At 56.7% G+C, this 21,095-nt stretch carries 14 protein-coding genes; 8 read left to right on the top strand and 6 right to left on the bottom strand.

All coding sequences use genetic code 11. The annotated features are described in order from the left end of the window. Positions 1-781 precede the first annotated feature (781 nt). The 3 genes from Q1A52_RS05930 to Q1A52_RS05940 all read left to right on the top strand — a co-directional run bounded on the left by Q1A52_RS05930 (position 782) and on the right by Q1A52_RS05940 (position 6,389). Positions 782-2,992 (top strand): calcium-binding protein, encoded by a 2,211-nt coding sequence (locus Q1A52_RS05930; RefSeq protein ID WP_300012282.1) that lies wholly within the window; start codon positions 782-784, stop codon positions 2,990-2,992. 96 nt (positions 2,993-3,088) lie between these two features. Then, entirely contained in the window at positions 3,089-5,020 is a 1,932-nt protein-coding gene (locus tag Q1A52_RS05935) for a calcium-binding protein (RefSeq protein WP_300012285.1), read from the top strand. A 646-nt stretch (positions 5,021-5,666) separates the two neighbouring features. Then, positions 5,667-6,389 carry an SDR family oxidoreductase gene (locus tag Q1A52_RS05940; RefSeq protein WP_300012287.1) on the top strand — a complete coding sequence of 241 codons (723 nt, stop codon included), beginning with the start codon at positions 5,667-5,669 and terminating at the stop codon, positions 6,387-6,389. A gap of 267 nt (positions 6,390-6,656) precedes the next feature. On the opposite strand, the gene Q1A52_RS05945 is transcribed toward Q1A52_RS05940, so the two are convergent. Beyond that, positions 6,657-6,959 carry an AzlD domain-containing protein gene (locus Q1A52_RS05945; protein ID WP_300012290.1) on the bottom strand — a complete coding sequence of 101 codons (303 nt, stop codon included), beginning with the start codon at positions 6,957-6,959 and terminating at the stop codon, positions 6,657-6,659. Beyond that, a complete protein-coding gene (locus Q1A52_RS05950) occupies positions 6,952-7,647 on the bottom strand; it encodes an AzlC family ABC transporter permease (RefSeq protein WP_300012293.1) in 696 nt (231 codons plus the stop codon). The genes Q1A52_RS05945 and Q1A52_RS05950 overlap by 8 nt, the downstream gene beginning before the upstream one ends. Before the next feature lie 106 nt (positions 7,648-7,753). Between Q1A52_RS05950 and Q1A52_RS05955 the strand changes: the two genes are divergently transcribed. Together Q1A52_RS05955 and Q1A52_RS05960 are read left to right on the top strand one after the other, a co-directional pair. Further along, entirely contained in the window at positions 7,754-8,329 is a 576-nt protein-coding gene (locus Q1A52_RS05955; protein WP_300012296.1) for a CGNR zinc finger domain-containing protein, read from the top strand. Positions 8,330-8,380: 51 nt separating this feature from the next. Beyond that, on the top strand, positions 8,381-9,007 hold the full coding sequence (locus Q1A52_RS05960; RefSeq protein WP_300012299.1) for a LysE family translocator: 627 nt from the start codon (positions 8,381-8,383) through the stop codon (positions 9,005-9,007). A 27-nt stretch (positions 9,008-9,034) separates the two neighbouring features. Here Q1A52_RS05960 and Q1A52_RS05965 read toward each other — a convergent pair whose 3' ends face one another. Both Q1A52_RS05965 and Q1A52_RS05970 read right to left on the bottom strand, forming a co-directional pair. Beyond that, complete coding sequence (locus Q1A52_RS05965; RefSeq protein ID WP_300012302.1) at positions 9,035-11,335, bottom strand: SulP family inorganic anion transporter; 2,301 nt, start codon at positions 11,333-11,335, stop codon at positions 9,035-9,037. A 50-nt stretch (positions 11,336-11,385) separates the two neighbouring features. Beyond that, on the bottom strand, positions 11,386-12,000 hold the full coding sequence (locus Q1A52_RS05970; RefSeq protein WP_300012304.1) for a VPLPA-CTERM sorting domain-containing protein: 615 nt from the start codon (positions 11,998-12,000) through the stop codon (positions 11,386-11,388). A 318-nt stretch (positions 12,001-12,318) separates the two neighbouring features. Here Q1A52_RS05970 and Q1A52_RS05975 point away from each other — a divergent pair, with 318 nt between their 5' ends. Then, positions 12,319-14,076 (top strand): helix-turn-helix domain-containing protein, encoded by a 1,758-nt coding sequence (locus Q1A52_RS05975; protein ID WP_300012307.1) that lies wholly within the window; start codon positions 12,319-12,321, stop codon positions 14,074-14,076. Between the two features lie 95 nt (positions 14,077-14,171). Here the strand turns inward: Q1A52_RS05975 and Q1A52_RS05980 are convergent, their stop codons facing one another. Further along, complete coding sequence (locus Q1A52_RS05980; RefSeq protein ID WP_300012310.1) at positions 14,172-15,146, bottom strand: nuclear transport factor 2 family protein; 975 nt, start codon at positions 15,144-15,146, stop codon at positions 14,172-14,174. Positions 15,147-15,783: 637 nt separating this feature from the next. Between Q1A52_RS05980 and Q1A52_RS05985 the strand changes: the two genes are divergently transcribed. After that, positions 15,784-17,031, top strand: coding sequence for an efflux RND transporter periplasmic adaptor subunit (locus Q1A52_RS05985; RefSeq protein ID WP_300012313.1), 1,248 nt, complete (start codon positions 15,784-15,786; stop codon positions 17,029-17,031). Positions 17,032-17,035: 4 nt separating this feature from the next. After that, positions 17,036-20,098 (top strand): efflux RND transporter permease subunit, encoded by a 3,063-nt coding sequence (locus Q1A52_RS05990; RefSeq protein WP_300012316.1) that lies wholly within the window; start codon positions 17,036-17,038, stop codon positions 20,096-20,098. Positions 20,099-20,155: 57 nt separating this feature from the next. On the opposite strand, the gene Q1A52_RS05995 is transcribed toward Q1A52_RS05990, so the two are convergent. Further along, on the bottom strand, positions 20,156-21,007 hold the full coding sequence (locus Q1A52_RS05995; RefSeq protein WP_300012320.1) for a LytTR family DNA-binding domain-containing protein: 852 nt from the start codon (positions 21,005-21,007) through the stop codon (positions 20,156-20,158). Positions 21,008-21,095: the final 88 nt, after the last annotated feature.

Below are 21,095 nucleotides of genomic sequence, written 5' to 3' on the forward strand. Positions count from 1 at the left end.
ATACTTGTTCGTTGTCTTCGTCATGATGCTCCATCCTACTCATGAGTTGGAGCCTCCGGCAAACCCGGCGCGGTTCACTCTGACTCTGCCAAAGCATATGGAACCTTTGTATCTGCGCTAAAAGCAAGCTCAGGGCGACGACTGCTCATGCTGGATCGCGATACTCGCCAGGAAGTAAAAAACTATCTCGTGTTCCTTGTCGAGCCAGTGGCCGTCTTCGTAGGCAAGTAGGTGGTGCTGGTCCTTGTCGGCTTAACTTCGAGGGCCGCCGAGGTCGCGTCTGTTGAGTTTGAATCGGCGTGGTCGGTTGTCTCGCGAATTAAAAAAAGCTTTGCAAGGAGCTTAGGCAGGATGGTTTTCCGGAAGACCCCGTGAACTGCCTCCAAGCTGCAAATTCTGACCCTAATCATTTGATTTAAAAACAACATACCGAGCCCGTATTCCTGCAAGACCTACCTGCGGGCGTGCGGGTTCCGCTGTCAGGGATGACCAGTATATCGTCGGGATCGAAGGAAACCATCGGGGAAATGGGTGGCATCTGATGATGCACCTACGTCTTCGTTCGACGCTCTGGTCGAGTGTGGTGTGAGTAAAGGACAGTTGAGATATGCGGAATACACTTGAAACCGTGACATGCCACGGACGCGTCTCCCGCCGGACGGGACGTTCCACGACACTCCTTTATCCGACTTCCCGCTGGCAAGAGCTCAGCATCACACAAATCCACATCGGTTTAGACGGCACCTGACGCGTTGCGTCTGCTTGAAAAGGAGTAACGATTATGCCCGCAAAGACAGCCATCCATGGTCACGCGACCCAAGATGATCACATCTACATCAACTTCCATCCCAAATTTCTCGACCACACCTGGAATCGGGAGATCTTTGGCCACGGCGGCAATGACACGTTTTACTACACGCCGGGCCAGGGGGGGGATGTCTACAGCCGGAACTTTCATGATCACTACTATTTCGGCGGATCAGGCAGCGACACCGTCAGCTACACCTGGTCGACCTATGACCTGAACATCCGTCTGAACCTTGGCTGGGGTGAGATTCACGGTCTGAATTACACCTTGTACGAGCCGGAGACCGGCCAGTCTGTGTACACCGAATACGACGCGAAGGAATACTACGATTCCATCGAGAACGTCACCGGCGGTCAGGGCAACGACTACATCAAAGGCGACCTCGCTGCCAATGTGCTCATCGGCGGTGACGGCATGGACACGGTGCTCGGTGGGGGCGGCAACGACTCCGTGCGGGGTGGTGACCATGCAGATTTCGTCGATGGGGGCCACGGCAATGACACTGTCAGGGGCGATGCCGGAAACGACTCCCTCTTCGGCTGGTGGGATGATGACGTAGTTTACGGAGGGACCGGCAACGACACCCTGGACGGCGGCTATGGCAACGACAGCATGCATGGCGGCGAACACGGCGATTTCATGGAGGGTGGCTTTGGCGCCGATACCATGCATGGCGACAACGGCGGCGACTGGATGAGCGGCGATGACGACAACGATGTCATGTACGGCGGGTCCGGCGCCGACTCGATGTTTGGCGACGACGGCAACGACACCCTTTGGGGCGGCAGCGAGGATGACCTGATTAACGGCGGCGAAGGCAACGACGAGTTGCATGGTGACGAAGGGGACGACACGCTCAACGGCGGCGGTGGCGATGACGAACTGGAGGGCGGTCTCGGCGATGACGTGCTCAACGGTGGCACCGGGCTCGACCTTGCGGTCTATGACACACCCGATTTCGTCGAGGTCCGGCTGGATCTTGGCGGCTCTTATGGCGCCATGGGCGAGGACACGTTCAACAGCATTGAAGGGGCCTTGATCATCGGCGGCGGCGATGCGCTGGTCTATGGCAACAGCGATGACAACGCGATCCTCCTTGGCTCCGGCAACGACACCGCCTATGCGGGCGAGGGCAACGACTCGATCCTCGGCAATGGCGGGGCCGACAATCTCTGGGGACAAGAGGGCCATGACTACATCAACGGTGGCGACGGCGCAGACACCGTAGAAGGCGGTGACGGGGACGACACGATCCTTGGCGAGGATGACGACGACACGCTTTATGGCCGCGATGGTGATGACCTCATCAGCGGGGGCGACGGGGACGACTCCGTGCATGGCGGCGCCGACAACGACACGCTGATCGGCGGTGAGGGTGAAGACACGCTGATAGGCAGCTCCGGCCACGACAGCATCGAAGGCGGCAACGGTGACGACATCATCCAGTCCGGGTCGGGCAATGACACGGTCATGGGCGGCGACGGCGACGACTACATCAACGGGTTCACCGGAACGCATCTGATGTACGGCGGCGACGGTCACGACACGATCTCCGGTGCCGAAGGGGCCGATACGCTCTATGGCGACAATGGCAATGATGTCATCGAGGGATCGCTGGGTGACGACTCCATCGGCGGCGGGATCGGCCACGACGATCTCACCGGCGGCGAGGGCGAGGACACGCTGAAAGGCGCGTCGGGCAACGACACCATCGACGGCGGTGAAGGCAACGACGTCATCCGGGGCGGGCGCGGCGACGATCTGCTGATCGGTGGCGAAGGCGAGAACGAGATCCACACCGGCAAGGGCAACGACATCGTGGCCTGGGAAGCGGGCGCGGTCGGGTTCTCCAATATCCTCGATTTCAACCTCAACTCCGACATTCTGCAGTTCGGGCCCGGGTTCCTGAAGGTCTATGAGGTCAAGGGCAAGACGCTCGATGATCTCACGACGCTGATGATGATCGGCGACGACACCTACCTCGGCGCCGAGACTCAGGATGCGGGCTGGCAGTGGATCGCGCGGTTTGAGGGCATCCACGAAGACGACCTGCAGGCCAAGATCGAGGATCTGTCGATTGTCGGCATCGAACCCGGACCGGGTGCGCCTGGCGGATGGAGCCCCGAAGAGGACGACCCCTTCGGTGGCCTCAACCCGATCCTGTCCGACGAATTTGTCTTTTGATGAAGGTGCGTGCTGCGCGGGCCCGCTGTCCGCGCAGGTTTAAAGATTGATCAAAGACTTGGCGACGGGTGCCAGGTCTCGAAAGGAGTAAGATTAATGGGAAAAGCAAGAGGAACTGTTACGGCACATCCAGTGGTGGGGACCAGCGAGTCCGACTATCTTTATCTCGACAGCGTGGTGGACTCGAAAAACTTGCCCAAAGATGGAACGGGCTATTGGGACGGCTGGGTGTATTTGCTTGGCGGAGATGACTTTCTCGTCTTCAACCCAAAGATCGACTGGAATCCCTATAATTCTCCGAGGAAGGTGTACTTCGACGGTGGCAGCGGCACCGACTGGCTGAGCCTCGGACATGTCGAAGAAGACATCGTTCTGGACCTTGGCCAGGAGTACGGCCGGATCGAGATGCCCGACTACGTCTATTGGGACAACGGGATCAACGATTGGAAGATCGTTAATCATGACATTCACTTCGAGATCTACAACTTCGAGAATGTCACGGGCGGCTCCGGCAACGATAAGATCCGGGGCGACAATGGTGACAACGTCATCAACGGCATGAACGGGAACGACACGCTCTACGGTCATGCCGGCAGCGACGTGATCTCGGGCGGCGAGGGGACCGACAGCATCTACGGCGGCAACGATCACGACACGCTCGCCGGCAATGACGGCGATGATCGCCTCTGGGGCGATGCCGGCAATGACTACATGGGCGGCGGCGACGGTGAAGACACGCTCGAAGGCGGCTTGGGTCACGACACCATATTTGGTGGCGAGGGTGATGACGTCATCTGGGGGGCCGACGGCAACGACAGCATCGAGGGCGATGGCGGCAACGACACCATCACCGGCGGCACCGGGTTTGACCGGGTGGTCTATGACACGAACGACGATGTGCAGGTCTGGCTGTGGGCCGAACTGGCCCACGCCGGCAATCTGGGCACCGATGAGATTTATGACATTGAAGGCGTTGAGACTGGAAATGGCGACGATCTCGTCCAGGGAACCTCAGGCGACAACCTGATGTGGCTTTCCGGGGGCGATGACGCCGGGACAGGCTACCAGGGCAAGGACTCCATGTGGGGCGGCGACGGCAGCGACACGCTCTTTGGCGGGGATGACGACGATCTGCTGCATGGCGGCAATCACAACGACAGTATCGATGGCGGCGAGGGCGATGACAGCATCACCGGAGGCCACGGCAATGACACGCTGATCGGCCATGAGGGCCATGACACCATCCACGGCGGCGACGGGCATGACTCAATCGTGGGCGATGCTGTTGACTACTATAATCACCTTGGCCACGACTTTATTGACGGTGGCGACGGCAACGATACGATCGACGGGAAGTTCGGCAACGACTCCATTGAAGGTGGCGATGGCGACGACGACCTAGACGGCGGCGGCGGTTCCGATACAATTCTGGGCGGCGAAGGCAACGACACGATTACCGGCGGTAGCGGAGACGACATCATCTACGATATGGACGGCGACAATGATCTGCGCGGTGGTAGCGGCGATGACATGATTTTCATGGGCACGGGCAGCGATGTGCTGAGATGGGACGGCTGGGACGACGGCTTTGACACGATCTATGGGTTCGATCTCGCGGAAGATCGTCTCGCCTTCCATCCAAGATTCTTTCACGGGGACTATGGTTACGACGAGGACGTCGTCGTCGACATCGACGGGGCGCTTTTCGTATTCCATTCGGGTCAGGACACCCTTCTGGTCGCACACAGGCTGAACTATTCGACCTACGAGATGGAGTATCAGGAGATCGCATTGTTCAAGAACGTGGACGCGACCCTTTTTGCCACCATGGTCGATAACGGCGACATCTTCCACGCCGAGGTCGACGGCGGCGCCCCTGATTTCGAATGGGACCCCAACACGCCAGAGAACGTCGCAAAAGGACCGCTGGGCTGGAACAGTGATGCGCAATCAGGCGTGCCGGAGGCGACGTACGATCTGTCAGAGGTGCAATTCGGTCTGCCCGAAGCGGATATGTTCGTCTTCTAAAAACCGAATTTCCCATCCCTGTCATTCTGGTTTGGACACCTGGAACTGGTCGGTCTAAGTGCGGAATCTTTGACATACTGTCGGCAACAGAGGCGCTTAACATCCATCCGGACGAAACGATTTAGTGACGAACAGATTACGTTTGCGTCGAGGCAGACAGCGTTTGGAACGACTGTGCTAAGATTTGCCGCAGTTAAAGCGTCAAGCAATTGATCGGGTGGACAATCGTGACATGCAGGGGGATCGCCGAGACGGCATCCTCCCGCTGGACGAAAGTTTGCGTAGTCATGAGGGTTTCCGAGATTCGCAGACTGAAATATCTGGAAGGCGAGAACTGAGAGCTGAAATGCCTGTACCCTAATTGGAAGCGGGACAAATCAGTAGAGAAGTGCTTTACGACAGCGGCTGTGGCAACATCTGCCAGGACAAATTTCCCGGCTTATCAGGCCATTCATGAACTGGGCCGGCCTAAGCGGATCAGCGGCAAGCCGCCTCGCGTTCGAATCGACAATTGCCTAGAATTCTCAGTCCGCTTGATCGACCGGTGGGGCTACTTGAATAAAGTTGAACGGGACTTTTCTCGGCCTGAAAAGCAAACGACATTGAAAAATACAAGATCCGTATTTGTCTTGATTTTGGAGAATCGATGAAAACGAACGATAATACAGTTCTCATTACTGGGGGAAGTTCTGGCATCGGTGCTACTCTTGCGAAGCGGCTTTCCGACTTAGGCAATACGGTCATCGTCTGCGCGAGAAATGAAGATAGACTAACCCAAATCAAATCTCGGATCCCAAGCATCCAAACGAAAGTTTGTGATATTCAGGATTTGGAGCAAATTGAGGCTCTAAAGGACGACATTGGTTCTGAGGTGAATCTGCTTATCAACAACGCAGGCATTGTGCAGGAGCTATCACTTCACGCGAATGCCGATCTTGGCGCGCAGATCAAAGAGGTTGATATCAACCTGAATGGCATGCTGAGAATGCTGCACGTGTTTTTGCCCTTGATGCAAAACCACACCACAGCGGCGGTCGTGAATGTCACGTCTGCCACCGCTTTCATTGCTGAGTCCAAGCCCCCGATCTATAGCGCGACCAAAGCAGCTCAGCATGCGCTGACGCTCGCGCTGCGACATCAGTTAAGGGACACGCGAGTCAAGGTGTTCGAACTCATTCCACCTCTGACTGACACGCCGATGGCCGCACATGTTGACGGCATTTCAAAGTTGTCACCTGAGAAGGTCGCGAGCGCCTTCATCGCCGGGCTGGAAAAAGACCGGTATGAAATAGCACCCGGTCTCAGCCGTGCTGCTCGATTGATGTCACGGGTTGCACCGCATTTCGCGTTTTCCCAGCTGAACAAGTAGCACAAATATGTGTGTGACCGCGGCCAACCCTTGATTGTCAGTGGTGAAAGGGCACACGCATATCTACGTTGCCCGCACTCCGATTATTCACCGTGCTGGAGCATTACTGCGACGATTGCTTCGGGCGCTTCTACCTGAACAAGGTGCCCAGCATTCGGGACCACTTTGAATTCACCATCCGTCAACATGCTTGCAAGTTTGTGACCGCGATCAAGTGGAATCCATTTATCATTTTCTCCCCACAGCAGGGTCGTTGGACAATCGAGCTTATGATGCGACGCCAGTCCAAATCGCGGCGACCGCAATACCGACTAGCATTGCAACAATGGGGCTTCGCCAGATCATCATCACGGAAAGACCAATAACGACAGCGGTGATGGTTCGAATTCCCCCGGTTGCAAACGAAGAAGCCACAATTGCAACCAGCACCGATACAGACATCTTTTCAAGAAAGAGCTCGAGCTTCGGCGTGATCTGCACACGTTTCATCAGGGCAAACCCCGAATACCGGAGTGCAAAAACGGTCGAGGCAATCACAATTATGGCGAGCCAAGCAAGTTGATCATTCATCAATGGTTCGTACCCCCACCAATCCACCAGCAATCGCAGCGGCGATGATGTTCCAACCCGTCGGGACAATGGGTTGAGCCAAGATGGCAACCAAAGCGGCAACGACGACAAACAGCCATCTACGGTCCGCGATAACACCCGGCGCAATGAGTGCTGCGAAGTAGATCGGCATGATGACGTCAATTCCGTAGATGCTTGGGTCTCCTACTTGGGCGCCGCCAATCGCACCTATTGCGGTCCCTAAAATCCAAGCGACCCAGAAGATAGCACCACTGCCTACAAGAATGCCGATGTCCCGCTCGTCTTCTTTGAGGGCCTCGTGCGCATGGGCGAAATTGGGATCCGACAGAAACGTTGCGGCAAGAACACGTCGTTTCGGGCCGAGCTGATTGACCCACGGCGATAACGCAGCACCCATCAGAATATGCCGTGCACCAACCGCACAGGTTACGAGAAACACTGCTACCAGCGACATGTCAGCATCCCAAAGATCAAGGACAGCGAACTGGGCTGCGCCGCTGAACACGAGAACGCTCGAACCGATTGCCTGCGCGCTGGACATTCCTCGTTCAATCGCTGCGATCCCGTATGCCATGCCAAACGGAATGACAAAGATTGCGAGCGGAGCAAGCTGCCACATACCACGTTTGACACCTGAAAATGTAAGGCGGATCGGCCTATTGTGCATGCGCGGCTCCTATTCAATCTAACCTAAATGACGGTTATAGAGAAAAATTGCATAACCGCAATGGTGGTTATAAGAGTTGAATTGTGTTCACTGGAGGAGATGTTGAATGAGCTATGCTGAAGTCCCAGTACGAACTGTCGGTGGGCGGCTCGCCCTAGATTTTCTGAATACAGCTGACTGGTCGCAGGATGGGGCAGTCATTCATGAGAAGCTGGGGTGCGAGAAAGACGTTCGCAGATGGACAGATGCGTTGAACATTACTCAATTTGTTGACGATGGACGCGCATGTGATTTGGCAGCTCTTCGAGATTTACGGGCTGAACTAAGGGAACTGTTTTTGTCTGCCGTTGTTGGCCGGGCACCGAACGCAGTGGCCATCCAACAGATCAATGATCTTCTCGCGTTAACGGCAAACACTTCGTGGATGGTTCGGGTTGCCAATCAACCCTGGCTTGCCGTTGAGAGCTCACTGCTGGATTTGATCCTCACATCGACCAAAGCCATTTTGTCCGACCCGCGCGAAATCGGGCGCGTGGGCATGTGCGCAGGACCTGAGTGTGGATGGTTCTTTCTTGATGAGTCGCGAAATCGGCAGCGAAAATGGTGCATGATGGAAACATGCGGCAACAGAGCAAAGGCACGACGTTACTATGCTGCCAGAACTGATCAACCGGAACCGTGAGGGCGGATAATGCCCCCATGACAGAACTGCCTTAAGACGGAGAGCTTTAGTATGCCAATTGAAGCCTATCTTATTTTTCTTCTGACGACCGCTGTGGTGGTATTCTCGCCCGGGGCAGCGGCTATCGCGGTTGCCTCCCAGGGTGCAGCCAATGGGGGACGACGCGCTTTTGCCGGGGTCACTGGGATCGCAGCGGCCAATGTTATTTATTTTGTTCTGTCTGCCACCGGGATCGCCGCACTCATCCTCGCATCCAATCTTGTATTCTCAGTGATCAAATGGGTGGGTGTCGCTTACTTAGTTTGGCTCGGGCTAATGGCGCTGTTGAGCCCTTCAGGAGCCATCAAGGTGAACCCCGATCAAAAACGCTCGGGACTGACCAGACTGTTCACACAAGGGTTTGTTATCGAATTCGCCAATCCCAAGGCACTGCTGTATTTTGCTGCTATTCTACCCCAGTTTCTTAACACTTCTCTTCCTGTCTTGCTCCAACTTTTGGTCATGGGCATCACTACTTTGACGATGGACCTGATTTCCTACAGTACCTATGCATTCCTGGGAGATCGGTTGGCACGTGGCGGTTTGAAGGAGTGGATCGTCAGCCTCGTCAATAAGACGGCGGGCTGCGCATTGCTTTATGCTGGGTTCCGAATGGCAAGTGTCAGTTCCACGAAATAGACAGGCAGCATATGGTGTACGCTGACTTCAGTCCATCAAGGATCGGACCAGTCGGTTCGATTGGTCGAGCCGCTCGGCGACTGTGCGCAGGAAATAGCTGTTGAGCGCGTGGGCCAACCCAGGCTCCAGCTGCGTCATTCGTAACAGATCGTCCTGACGCAACCGCCAGAGAACCGCATCGGTTTCCGCAATGGCGGAGGCCGTCCGCGCGCGGTTTAGAAAGAAGGACATCTCACCGACAATTGTGCCCGGACCGAGGGTGCGCAGGTGAATGGTCCTTTCGCTCGCCGTCTCAAGCTGAACTTTGATGAAGCCGTTTTCAATGAAATAGATGTCTGCTCCCTGATCCCCCTGCTGGATTAACGGCATCTGCGGCCCAAGTCGGATTTTTTCGAGATAGGGTCTTAGTGCCTGAAACGCTTGAGGATAGTCGAGGTCACGGGCCAGCTGATCCACAATGCGTTGCGTCTGCAATGTACAGGGGCGAAGTTCCCATTTGTGCAGCATCCGATCTTCGCACCATACAACGGCCTCGTCCACCTCGTCAAAATACAAAACAGGCGATCCATGTGACCCTTGCAGGATCAGTCGGTTCAGCCTCTTCGAAATTGCGGGTTTGAGGGCACTGACGATCAGCCGACCGTCCTTTCCCCGGACCATTTCGCAGATTTTGCTCAAGCTTTGAATGGCGGAAGAATCGAAGCCGGTCACATCCCGACAATCCAGGACGAGAAAGCGAATATCCGAGGTGTCGAAACAGCCTCTTATGCGTTGATGCAGCTGGTGTACGCTACCAAAAAAGATGAAACCCTGAAGCCGCAGGACATGTATCTGCGCGCCATGTTTGCGGAGGTAGGCCTGATCTTCCGCCTCGTGTTCCACGCGGCTGTGGTAGGTTTCGCCGGTCACCGCATACTTCACGACATCGACACGCGCATACTCAAGGGTAAAGAGTGCAGCTGCTGCAAAAACGCCCACAGAAATGCCCTCCAGCAGCCCCACCGTCGCCATCAGCACGACAATCAGCAGGACGACCAGATACTCGCGATGCGATACTTTGGCGTAAATTCCAATCAGCCACTGATAGAGCAGGCCGCCGCCGATCCAAAGCAGGAGACCCCCGAAAAGCGGGATTGGAATGACGCTGAGCAGGGTTGCTCCAAAGAACAAGACTGCGACACAGACCGCCGCCACCAAAACACCCGTGGCCCGATATGGGGCACCGAGATGGTGCGCCAATATGGTCAGTCCCAACCCTTGAAATCCTGCCGCACCCCCGCCTGTGCCGGCGAGCATATTCGCAAGGCCAGCTGCCCGCAGTTCACGGTCCAGGTCGATGTCGCGACGCACCGATAGTTCGATGCCACTGGAGGCAAAGAGCAGGGCGGTGCCACTTATGGCCAGCAGCGCGCTGATCTTGGGAAGCTCGGACCAGATCACTTGCCAATCCGCTCGTTCCAGTGGGTTGCCTTGAAACGGCAGAGTGATGCTGCCGTCCTGTGGCGGTGCAAAGAGCCATCCTTGCCGTTGCAATTCGGCCAAAGACAGGTCGAGCTGCCATGCACTGACGTGAAACAAAAGCAGGAAGGTGGCGATGGCGAGTGGCAAGACCAACGGGTTGCCGCTGCGCCGGGCGACCAGATCGACACCCAGTGCAAAAATGACTGCCGGACCCCATTTGATCAGGCTCACAGTCTCCAGCATGATCGGCAGGGTTTGTCGTGTTACCGGCGCGCCCAGCACCACTGCCATTGCACCTGAGACGATCAGCCAGCCCATGCCTGCCAGAAATCCGGCCAGGACCGGGTAGGGGATATAGCGGATCAATCGGCCCAACCGAAACGTGCCCATCGCAAAGAGCGCGGCGCCGGTGAGGGCCGTTGCCAGTCCGATCATCACGATGATGGTGGCCAGGATGTCGGCCTCGCTGTGCGCTGCGAACATGGTGCCATGGATCGAGGCCGCGATCACGGCCAGCGTCACAACGGTCACCTCTTGCGTCACCGACAGCATACCCGGGCAGGAGCTGAAGAGCGCTATCACTAAGCTCAATACGATGGTTCCAAAGAGGCAGATACCGATGGCCAATGTGATGTGCGTGCTCAGCACTGAAGAGAACAGCAGGGCGGCTGCCGAGATCGCAAACATCGCGGTCAGCAGGCCGCAGATCAACCCGGCAGAGAGGATCGCGGGCAGGTCGGTCAGCCACTGCGCGCGGGGTGCCGGGGCCGAGGCGTCGATTTCAGCCATCGCGTCACGCCCGTGACCAGTGGCGCGGCTGCCGCTGTTCTCTGGTTCGAAAGCCTCCGCGTGGGCGTGATCATCCATATCGCTTGATACGACATCAATGACGCCGTCCTTTGCGTTTCAGTTTAGGGTCAGTCGGTCGCGGCTATCCGGTGCCGCATCTGCTGTGCGCCCAACCCAGCCAATCCCGCAAGCAGGAGAAAGCCTCCCGCGGGCAATGGGACGGCAGAGATTGGGGCGGGAGTGAACCGAGCATACGTAAAAATGGAATTCGCTGAGAGGTCGACAGAGATTCCGACCCTGAGATTCGATCCAACGAGGTCCTTTGAAAACGCCGCCTCATTTCTAAAAAAGGCTGCGTTTGTACGGGTAGATTCTATGGCATAGGGAATAGCCATTATCCCTAAACCAATGAGATTGGCTTCGATACCGTTTGTCAGTGTGTAGCCACTATCAAAGTTCCCCAAGGGGCCGTCGAGAAAGACAGTGTCGTTCAGGCTTTTCGCCGCCGCCAACGCATCGGCGCTGTTGGTGAAGTCAAAGTCCGAAACCGCGTCGCAGCCATCGAACAGCGCCAAACAACTGCCGTTGATAAATTCGACATCGAAAAGCTTGCCGTTCACCTCGACGTTCGAGGTCCCCATCTGCTGACCGCCGCCGACGCTTAGTTTGACAGTGGCCGCAAAGCCCGACGTTGCGGTAAGCGCGGCCAGAGCAGCGGCGAGGGCGCATGTCCTAATGATCATATTTATATCTCCTTAAGACTAGTCCTGCTCGACAGGCCATCGGTACCTCTCATGCGCACCAAAAAATACGGTGTGGGGCTGTGCCGGAAGAGACGCGAACCGCCGATCAATGCATGGCCTGCACCTGGCTCACAGAAATTCCCGCCAGAGTTGAAGTGCGTGCCGATTACAGGCATCATCAAAGGCAGCTTTGCTGCGCGAAGAAAACGGGGTGGCGGTCATTTGACCGAAACGCGCTCAAATTTGTCCCAAACGAGGGCAGTTGGACGCGACGAATTCGCATACAAGTCTGGAAAAGAAAACTGTCGATAGGTGCCGATGATCAGGACATATGTGATTGCCTGCGTTCTGCTTTTGCTGTCCTTCAGCGCCGGGTCTGCCGGTGCGGAAGGCACCGCAAGACCCGCTGCCGCGTGCTTGCAGGAAGGCGATGCGCCACCGGTGGCGCACACGCTGTCCGATGCGCCGGACGATCAGTTGCGCCCGCTGCGCGCCGAGTATTTTCTCGATCATACGGCCGCCATCAAACCGGACAGCATCATCACGCAAGCTTTCCAGCCCCGCATCTGCAACGGTATCTTCGTCGCTCCATTGCCCTCCCAGACCCTGTGGCTGCGATTTGCGCTGTCGAACCCGCATGAGCAAACGCACCGCTGGGTGATCGGCCTGATGGAGACGATCTTTGACGAGGTGATCCTCTTCGAAGAACACGGTCGGGCGCTGACCGAGGTGGCACGCACCGGTCGCACAGTCGATCTTGCGGACAAGAACAACACCGCCATCCGGACGGGTTTCGAAGTTGCCATGAAGCCGGGGGATGAACGGGTGTTCTATTTGCGTGTCGCCGGCACCTTTGCCCCCAACATCAGCGCTGTGATCATGTCGGCAGAGTTGTTTTTCGGTTGGAGCACGCTGAAATTGGTCATGACCGCGCTTTTTCTGGGATATGTCGCGACGATCGCGCTTTTCAGCCTGATCGTGTTTCGGCAGATCGACGTGCGCTTCTATCAGTACTACGCGCTCTACGTCCTGTGCCTGTTCATTTATTCATTCATATATGATGGCTGGCTGAGCAAATTTTTCGGCATCACGCTTCCGGTTACCACGCTCGCCCCGGTCACCGAGTTTTTTGCCGGGTTGGGCATCTTGGCCAATGTGCAATACTGCCGGGTCCTGCTGCATGTCCAAGGTGATGCATGGGTCTGGCGGCGCGTGTTTACACTGCTGTCCGCCGTGGTGGTTGTCGTGATCGGCTTGGCCGTCGTGGACCCGTGGCAATTGTCCGGACCGCTGCATCTGATCTACATCATCAGCCCCCTGATCCTGTTGGTCGTTGCAATCCGCAAGATCATGGTAGGTTTGCCGCAGGCCAAGCCCATCGCCTGTTCGCTGCTGTCGCTGAGTTTTGGGCTCTTCATCGCAGTCTATTTTTTCATCTTTCCGATGAACATCACCGGCGCGAGCTACGCTTATGATCTGGTGCTGCTGCGCCCGCTGTCCTGGGGTTACTACGTCGCCATTGTCGGCGAGACGCTGTTCATGATGGTGGCTATCTCGACCATGGTGCGCGCGATGAAGACGGAGCGCCGCTCGGCGGTCGTAGAACTCGCCACACTTGGCCAGCAGGTCAAAGATATTGAGCAACAGCACCGAGAAGCCGAGAAGACAACGACGGCGCGGCTTGAGGCGCTCGAAACCGCCCTGGCAGATGATCCGGAGAACAAAGAGCACCTGTCAGCCCGGCAGCAGTTCCTGGAGCAGGCAACGGAGTGCGTTCTCGATCATGTGGCCGATCAGGAATTTGGCGTGGAGATGTTGGCCTCCCAGCTGGCTGTCAGTCAAAAAACACTGGGCCGACGGTTGAAGGTGGCGAACGGACAGTCGCCTGCGTTGTTCATCAGGGCCGTGCGTCTCAACTTCGCCCGCAATCTGATCCTGCTGGAACAGTGCAACACAGTTGCAGAGATCGCCCACGCTGCGGGTTTTTCGAGCGTCAGCAACTTTACAAAGCTCTACCGGCAGGAGTTCGGAGAAACGCCGAGCAAATCCATCAGTCTTTTGAGAAACATCCAGTAGCTTTGCAAATGGCCCATGGGGCGGACCAACCCAGGACCTGCTGCGGCGCAACACTGCATCCGTAATAAAGTTTCGACGGCGCAGCACCCACCCGGTCACCCGACGCTACTCAAGGTCCGCACCAGAGCCGTCTGAGAGTTAACACCGGTTTTGCCATAGATGCTGGACAGATGCGTTCTGGCGGTGTTGATGCTGACCCCCAGGCTTGCCGCCGCCGCAATCAAACTGTCGCCGCTTACGACATGGCGGGCCAACGATAGTTGTCCGTCAGAGAGACCGAAGACTGCTTTGGCAATAGTCAACCGATCATCGAACTCCTCGTCGTTCTGAGTTTCGACAAATGTAGCGCCATCCCTGACGACCAGGGTACAGAGTGCTATGCCACCATCATCCGTCTCTCCAAATACGATGGGCAAATGAAAGCCCTTACCCTGTTTCACGCTAAACTGGTAATGCTGGCAAAACCCGTGTTGTGCGGCGGCACATTTCAATCCTGCTTGCAGTATCTTATCCCACGCCGGTCGTTTTGCGCGGAGACGTCCGTTTGAAATGGTCAGGCTCGAATGTGCCTTCAGCGCCATGAGAGCGCTATCCGCGGCAAACAAGACATTGCCCATTGCATCAACAGCAATGCGATTTGCGTCCTGTCTTTGGTGCCCACGCAAGATAATCGACGCATGCAGGATGCTCCATTCTCCCGCCTTGCGCTCCAGAACTCTGGTCTCGAAAGTTTTTTCGCATTTCTGATCGACGTGCGTTGAGTGACCGTCAAAAATGACAAAGGCGATGTCACCACCGATGATGATATCAGCATTCCTCCGCTGAAAATCGACAATCTCACAGGTCGACCCGCTTTCGAAAACATCTTGCATATAGTGCTTTACGGCCTCCCACCCTTCAAGAATTGTCGTGCCAAAGGATGGTGAAACGCTCACCAGGCGGGCTCTTTCATCCTGTACCCAACATGATGTCCATCCTTCGGAATCGCGGCAAACGAACCTATCTGTTTCTCGTGCAATCACAGCCATGATTGCTGCCTCTTGCTCGGATAGAGTTTTTGACTGGTTCATGCGCTATTTCCTGATCGTTCGTGTTACAGAACGTCTTTCATCCGCGAGACGGCAGATTGTTTGTGTGAATTCTTTCAAGGCTTGCCACCAAGCGCAACTGTGCCTTCTGTAGAAGTCATCCTCATTTTCTGGATGCGCGCGCACTATATCAGCAGCAATTTTCACGTGTAGCTGGTCAATTCAGAGCGCTCCTTCCAATCAATCGCAACTGGAATGGCAGGAACCAAAGCCTGAGTGTGTCATCCGATCTGACCACGGGAGACAAAAAAATCCCGTCAGATGCTGCGACGCGTTAGAAGCCAGCGGTGAGCACAGGCTACTGATTGCTGTCCTTGAATGGCAGACCGATCTTCACCGCGGAGCGGGCCTAAATGTCGGTCAGGATCGTGCGGCAAGAAAGACAGTCAAACAGGTTGGGGTGAGGAAATGTGTCTCGCACGCGGTGTTCCGGTTGCTTGCCATTTCGAGCGTGGTTCCCAACCCGCGATCCGGACTGCCAGACGCCGTATCTATGCTACACTTTGGATGCTAGATGAGCGGGGATTGGCAGCGTTTGGCTTAAGATATTGATAGTAATTGTTTTTTGATCTAAGTCTGCTGCCATATAATACAAAAAATATCAGACGGAGCCCAACAGATGCAGTGCAAGATATTTTTCCTATCTCTGGTCGCCGCCGGTTGCCTGCACGTCGTAGATGCCAGCGCGCAAGATAGCCCGGTTCGACCCGCCAAAGTCACCACGGTGGTGGCAACGGACAGTATTATCCAGCGCTCTTATCCAGCAGTTGTGTTGCCGTCACGGGAGGTCGAGTTATCCTTCAAGGTGTCCGGCCCCGTGATCGAGTTACCGGTCCGCGCGGCATCGCAAGTGCTGCAAGGGGATGTCATTGCGCGGATCGACCCGCGTGACTTCGAAAGCCAGATTGCGCAACTCGAAAGCAGGAGGGATGAGGCGATAGCCCAGCTGAGCGCTTTGCGCAGCGGTGCCCGGCCAGAAGAGGTTGCGGCTTTGGAAGCGGCGGTCGCCTCCGCCGAAGCACAGGTCGAACAAGCACGTGACAACCTGACCCGTGTTGAAGAACTGGTGGAGCGCGGCGTATCAGCAGCAGCGCAATCAGAAACGGCCCGCGCTGACTTTCGCGTGGCCGAGGCCAACCTGCGGGCCCAACGTGAGCAACTCCGCATCGGCCAGGTCGGAGGCCGCGCAGAGGACATTTCAGCTGCCGAAGCCGCATTGCGTGGGGTCGAGGCACAGTTGCAGGCCGCGCGTGACGATCTTGCGGATGCCACGTTGATGGCCCCCTTCGACGGTATTATCGCGCGGCGTGACATCGATAACTTCACCAATGTGCAGGCAGGTCAGAGCATCGTGTTGTTGCAGGGTCTCAATATCGTGCATCTCGCATTCGATATTCCTGCCCCTGATGTAACAGCACTGACCCTTAACGGTACCGACCAGATCAGCAACATGGCTTTTTTTGATGCGTTACCCGATCAGGAGTTTCCCACCGAGTTGGTCGAGTTTTCCGTCCAGGCGGATGCCGCCACGCAGACCTATCGCGGTCGAGTTGCGGTTGAGGTGCCAGAAGATGCCGTGATCTTGCCGGGCATGATTGCGCGCGTCATTTCTTCAACACCCGGCGCCGCAGCTGAGGTTCGCGCACCGCTGTCCGCCATTGCCGCGGGCCCTGACGGCGCTCCATTGGTTTGGTTGGTCGGCGACGACAACATGGTTGCAGCACAACCGGTCACACTTGGCGAAGCAACCGGTGGCGAGGTGGCCATCACCGAAGGCCTTTCATCGGGTGACACCATTGTTGCCGCAGGGATCAGTCAGATCCTCGACGGCATGACGATCCGTCCGATCACGCGCGTCGGGAACTGAGACGATGGATCTGGCCCGTTTCGCGCTTGAGAAGCGTCTCATCTCGGCTGTGTCCACCGTTCTAATCTTGCTGGCGGGATATTTTGCCTACACTGCTCTGCCGCGGTTCGAAGATCCGGAATTCGTCATCCGGCAAGCTCAGATCATAACGCCCTATCCGGGTGCCTCCGCCGAAGAAGTGGCCGAGGAAGTGACCGAGGTGGTCGAGAACGCCTTGCAACAACTTCAGGGAATTGACGAGGTTCGCTCCGTGTCTTCCCCCGGTGTCAGTACGGTCACGGTTGAGTTTACCATCGCTTCGACACCTGACTATCCGGAGCTCTACCAGCGTTTTCAACAGATGCGCGCCAAGATACTGGATGCGCAGTCACTGCTGCCGCCCAACGCACTGGAGAGCCAAGTCTATGACGATTTCGGCGATGTTTATGCGCTCTACTATGCGATTACAGGCGACGGGTTCGAGATCACCGAACTCTATGAATACGCCAAGGACCTGCAACGCGAGCTGGTGACGGTCGATGGGGTCTCCAAAGTCGTGCTCAACGGGGTTCGCGACGAGGTAATCTACGTCGAATACACCCCCGCGCGTCTGACGGAACTGGGCCTGGCACCACAACAAGTCCAGCAAATTCTGGAAGGCCAGAACCTTGTCACGCCCGCGGGGACAATCGTTGCAGGATCCGCCCGTTTGGCCGTGCGGCCCGAAGCGGCGTTCGACTCGATCAATGCCATTGGTGATCTGCTGATCTCCAATCCGCAAACGGGCGTTTCCTTCCGTCTTGGCGATATCGCAGAGATCCGTCGCGGGCTGACAGATCCGGCGACAACCTTGCTCTATCGTAACGGCCAGCAAGCCATTGGGATTGGGGTGTCCAATACGCTCGGCGGAAACGTGGTCAACATGGGTGCCGCCGTTCAGGAACGCATTGATGCGCTGGAGGCCGATCGCCCCATTGGCATCAATGTCGAACCGATCTCGGACCAGGGCGTGAGCGTGCAGGCTTCGATCAGTGATTTTGTCGTGAACGTGCTGCTGGCTTTGGCCATCGTTGTTGGCACGCTGCTCGTCTTCATGGGGCTGCGCTCGGGCATCCTGATGGGAGGCATCCTGTTGGTGACGGTCGCCGGCACGCTTTTTGGCATGTATCTCTACGGGCTCGATATGCAGCGCATTTCGCTGGGGGCGCTGATCATTGCCCTGGGGATGCTGGTCGACAATGCCATTGTGGTTGTCGAGGGGACTCTCGTGCGGGTGCAGCGTGGCGAAGACGCCGCTGAAGCGTCGCGCGCTGTGGTACGGCAGACGATCTGGCCTCTGTTGGGCGGCACAATCGTGGGCATTCTGGCGTTTTCGCCGGTCGGGTTCTCGCCGGATAATACCGGTGAATACGCAGGCAGCCTGTTCTGGACAATCGCGATTGCGCTGCTCTTTTCGTGGTTGGTGGCGATCTGGCTTACGCCTTACTATTGTGCGCTGTTGCTAAAGAAAGGCGCGACCAAAGAGGACACTCAGGAGAACGGAATCCTTATCGCCTATCGCAAACTCCTGGCGCTGGCGATCCAGGTGCGCTGGTTCACGGTGGGTGGCGTGGTTCTTCTCTTTCTGTCCGCAATCGCACTTTTCAAATTTGTGCCACCGGGGTTCTTTCCCTCCTCGACCCGCGACCAGTTTGTGATCGATTACTTTCTGCCACAGGGCACTGACATCACCGAGACACAAGCAGATGTTTTGGAGATCGCCGAGTTTGCGCGCGGCCTTGACGGGGTGATCGGCACCAACAGCATCGTTGGAGCCGGGCATCTGCGGTTTATGCTGATCTATGAGGGTGAGAACCAGAACGCGGCCTATGGGCAGGTTCTGGTCGATGTCGAAGGGTACCCGGTCATCGATGATCTGCGGGCCCAACTGCAGACCCATATTGACGAGACCTACCCGGCCTCAAACGCCAAGGTCTGGAAGTTCGTTCTGGGTCCGGGAGGCGGTTCGAAGGTTGAGGCGCGGTTTACAGGACCAGATCCAGTGGTGCTCAGGGGGCTTGCAGGCGAGGCCAAGGCAATCATGGCCAGGGCGGGTGGTGTTGCGGTCAAGGATGATTGGCGCGAGCAGGTGCAGGTGGTTCAGCCCATTGTCGACACCGAGAATGCGCGAAGGCTCGGATTGACCCAGGGCGAGATTTCCAATGCACTCTACAACCATCTGACCGGCGCGACATTGGGCCTTTACCGCGAAGGCGATGAGCTTCGCAACGTGATCATGCGACCGGTGAAAGAGGCCCGAAACGACGTCGGTGCACTGCGAGACATTCAGGTCTTCAGCGAGGTAATCGGTGGTTACGTCCCAATAAGCCAGGTGGTGGACCGGTTCGACATCGTCTTCGAGGCAGGAAACCTCAGAAGGATTGATCGCAAGCTGGCGATCATGGCTCAGGCTGACAACGCACCAGGCGTTCTGTCGGGTGAGCTATTCGATGCGGTGCGCGGCCCGGTCGAGGCCATCGACCTGCCACCCGGTTACACGCTGGAATGGAGAGGCGAGTACGGCAACAGTCAGGAGGCCAACGAGGGGCTGGCCTCGACGATGCCTCTTGGGTTCGGGGCGATGTTCCTCGTCGTGCTGTTCCTCTTCAACGCCTGGCGGCAAACGATTATCATCTGGCTGGCCGTGCCGTTGGCTCTGATCGGCGTGATCTACGGCCTGGCAGGCTCGCAAACTCCGCTGGAATTCATGGCTATTCTCGGAGTGCTCTCGCTTACCGGTATGCTGATCAAGAACGCCATCGTGCTGATAGATGAAACGGATACGCAGATCGCCAGTGGCAAGGCCCGAATGTCCGCCGTTGTCGATGCGGCCGTCAGCCGGGTGCGCCCGGTGTCGCTTGGGGTTCTTACGACCGTGTTGGGGGTTGTGCCACTGCTCTGGGATCCATTCTTCAAGTCGCTTGCGGTGGTGATCATCTGTGGGCTCAGCTTTGCAACGATCTTGACCCTGATCGTGGTGCCAACGCTCTACGCAATCTTCTTTCGCGTGACGCAAAGCGAAACCGAGGTACCGGAAGGCGCCAGTTGAGCGGTGCGCTGGTGCTGCCTCGCGCCTGAAGGGCGAAACTGAATGGACTGGCGAGGCTTAGGCTCTTCGCTTCAGTTCACTGTAGCGTCGCCGACTGACAGGAATTTGCGTGTCATCCTTAAGGGTACACACGTATGCGCTGCCGGAGCGTTTGATGGTTTTCACATGCTTAAACCTCACCCAATGTGATCTGTGGCATTGCCCTCCCTGAAATCTGGCGAGGGCTGCCACGCAATCCGAAAATGCAAGCTTCAGCGTGGCAGTGCCATCGGAGGTGATCAGGCGGACATAATGATCTTGCGCCTCCACGCGAATGAGATCATCGCCCAAATTGTGCGGCGCTGCGGGAATCACACTGCGCAAAGTCGGTTCAGGGGCTTGTCTAAGGAGGCGATCTGCTTGATGTTTTTGGACAATGTTGGCTGCCCGGTAGGCGAGCACAGCCATGAGTGCCGAGAGACCGAGGGAAGGGATTGCAATGTCACCCAGCTCCAAAATGTAGAGCTGTGTGATGCTGAGCGAGGCATCGTCACTCAGTGTCGGAACATCGAGAATGATATCAGCGACCATCGAGAAGGTCGCCAGGAGAAAAGGCAGCAAGATAACGGCTGCAACCAACGGCCACGGCATGCGCAGCCCCGCAATGACACCCAAAACCGTTGTGAGTATCAGTGCGCCAGCGGCAACAAAAAGGTGGAAAAACCAATGCAGGATCGCGACCCACACAGGGAGGGGGGCGGTGACCAATGGCTCAAAACTGGTGATGATGACGCCACCGACAACTGAAAACACCAGACAGTACCAGACCAGCTGGCGCCACGAGATGTCACGCAACCCAAAGACTGAGAGCAGGGCGGATTGAAAGCGGTCATTTCCTGTGCTGGACCTTTCGGTCGCAGTATCCGTCAAAATTTTCTCCTCCAGCACGACTCAATCAGTGGTGCTTTTACATGTGCGATCCTGTCCCGCGAATGCAAAATTCGCCAACGGTCGATAT

The sequence above is a fragment of the uncultured Roseobacter sp. genome (assembly GCF_947488185.1).
In the GTDB taxonomy this organism is placed as follows: Bacteria; Pseudomonadota; Alphaproteobacteria; order Rhodobacterales; family Rhodobacteraceae; genus Roseobacter.

Coding starts and splice junctions, on each gene's coding strand:
- Q1A52_RS05930 (WP_300012282.1), top strand. CDS start 782: ATGCCCGCAAAGACAGCCATCCATGGTCACGCGACCCAAGATGATCAC.
- Q1A52_RS05935 (WP_300012285.1), top strand. CDS start 3,089: ATGGGAAAAGCAAGAGGAACTGTTACGGCACATCCAGTGGTGGGGACC.
- Q1A52_RS05940 (WP_300012287.1), top strand. CDS start 5,667: ATGAAAACGAACGATAATACAGTTCTCATTACTGGGGGAAGTTCTGGC.
- Q1A52_RS05945 (WP_300012290.1), bottom strand. CDS start 6,959: ATGAATGATCAACTTGCTTGGCTCGCCATAATTGTGATTGCCTCGACC.
- Q1A52_RS05950 (WP_300012293.1), bottom strand. CDS start 7,647: ATGCACAATAGGCCGATCCGCCTTACATTTTCAGGTGTCAAACGTGGT.
- Q1A52_RS05955 (WP_300012296.1), top strand. CDS start 7,754: ATGAGCTATGCTGAAGTCCCAGTACGAACTGTCGGTGGGCGGCTCGCC.
- Q1A52_RS05960 (WP_300012299.1), top strand. CDS start 8,381: ATGCCAATTGAAGCCTATCTTATTTTTCTTCTGACGACCGCTGTGGTG.
- Q1A52_RS05965 (WP_300012302.1), bottom strand. CDS start 11,335: ATGGATGATCACGCCCACGCGGAGGCTTTCGAACCAGAGAACAGCGGC.
- Q1A52_RS05970 (WP_300012304.1), bottom strand. CDS start 12,000: ATGATCATTAGGACATGCGCCCTCGCCGCTGCTCTGGCCGCGCTTACC.
- Q1A52_RS05975 (WP_300012307.1), top strand. CDS start 12,319: ATGATCAGGACATATGTGATTGCCTGCGTTCTGCTTTTGCTGTCCTTC.
- Q1A52_RS05980 (WP_300012310.1), bottom strand. CDS start 15,146: ATGAACCAGTCAAAAACTCTATCCGAGCAAGAGGCAGCAATCATGGCT.
- Q1A52_RS05985 (WP_300012313.1), top strand. CDS start 15,784: ATGCAGTGCAAGATATTTTTCCTATCTCTGGTCGCCGCCGGTTGCCTG.
- Q1A52_RS05990 (WP_300012316.1), top strand. CDS start 17,036: ATGGATCTGGCCCGTTTCGCGCTTGAGAAGCGTCTCATCTCGGCTGTG.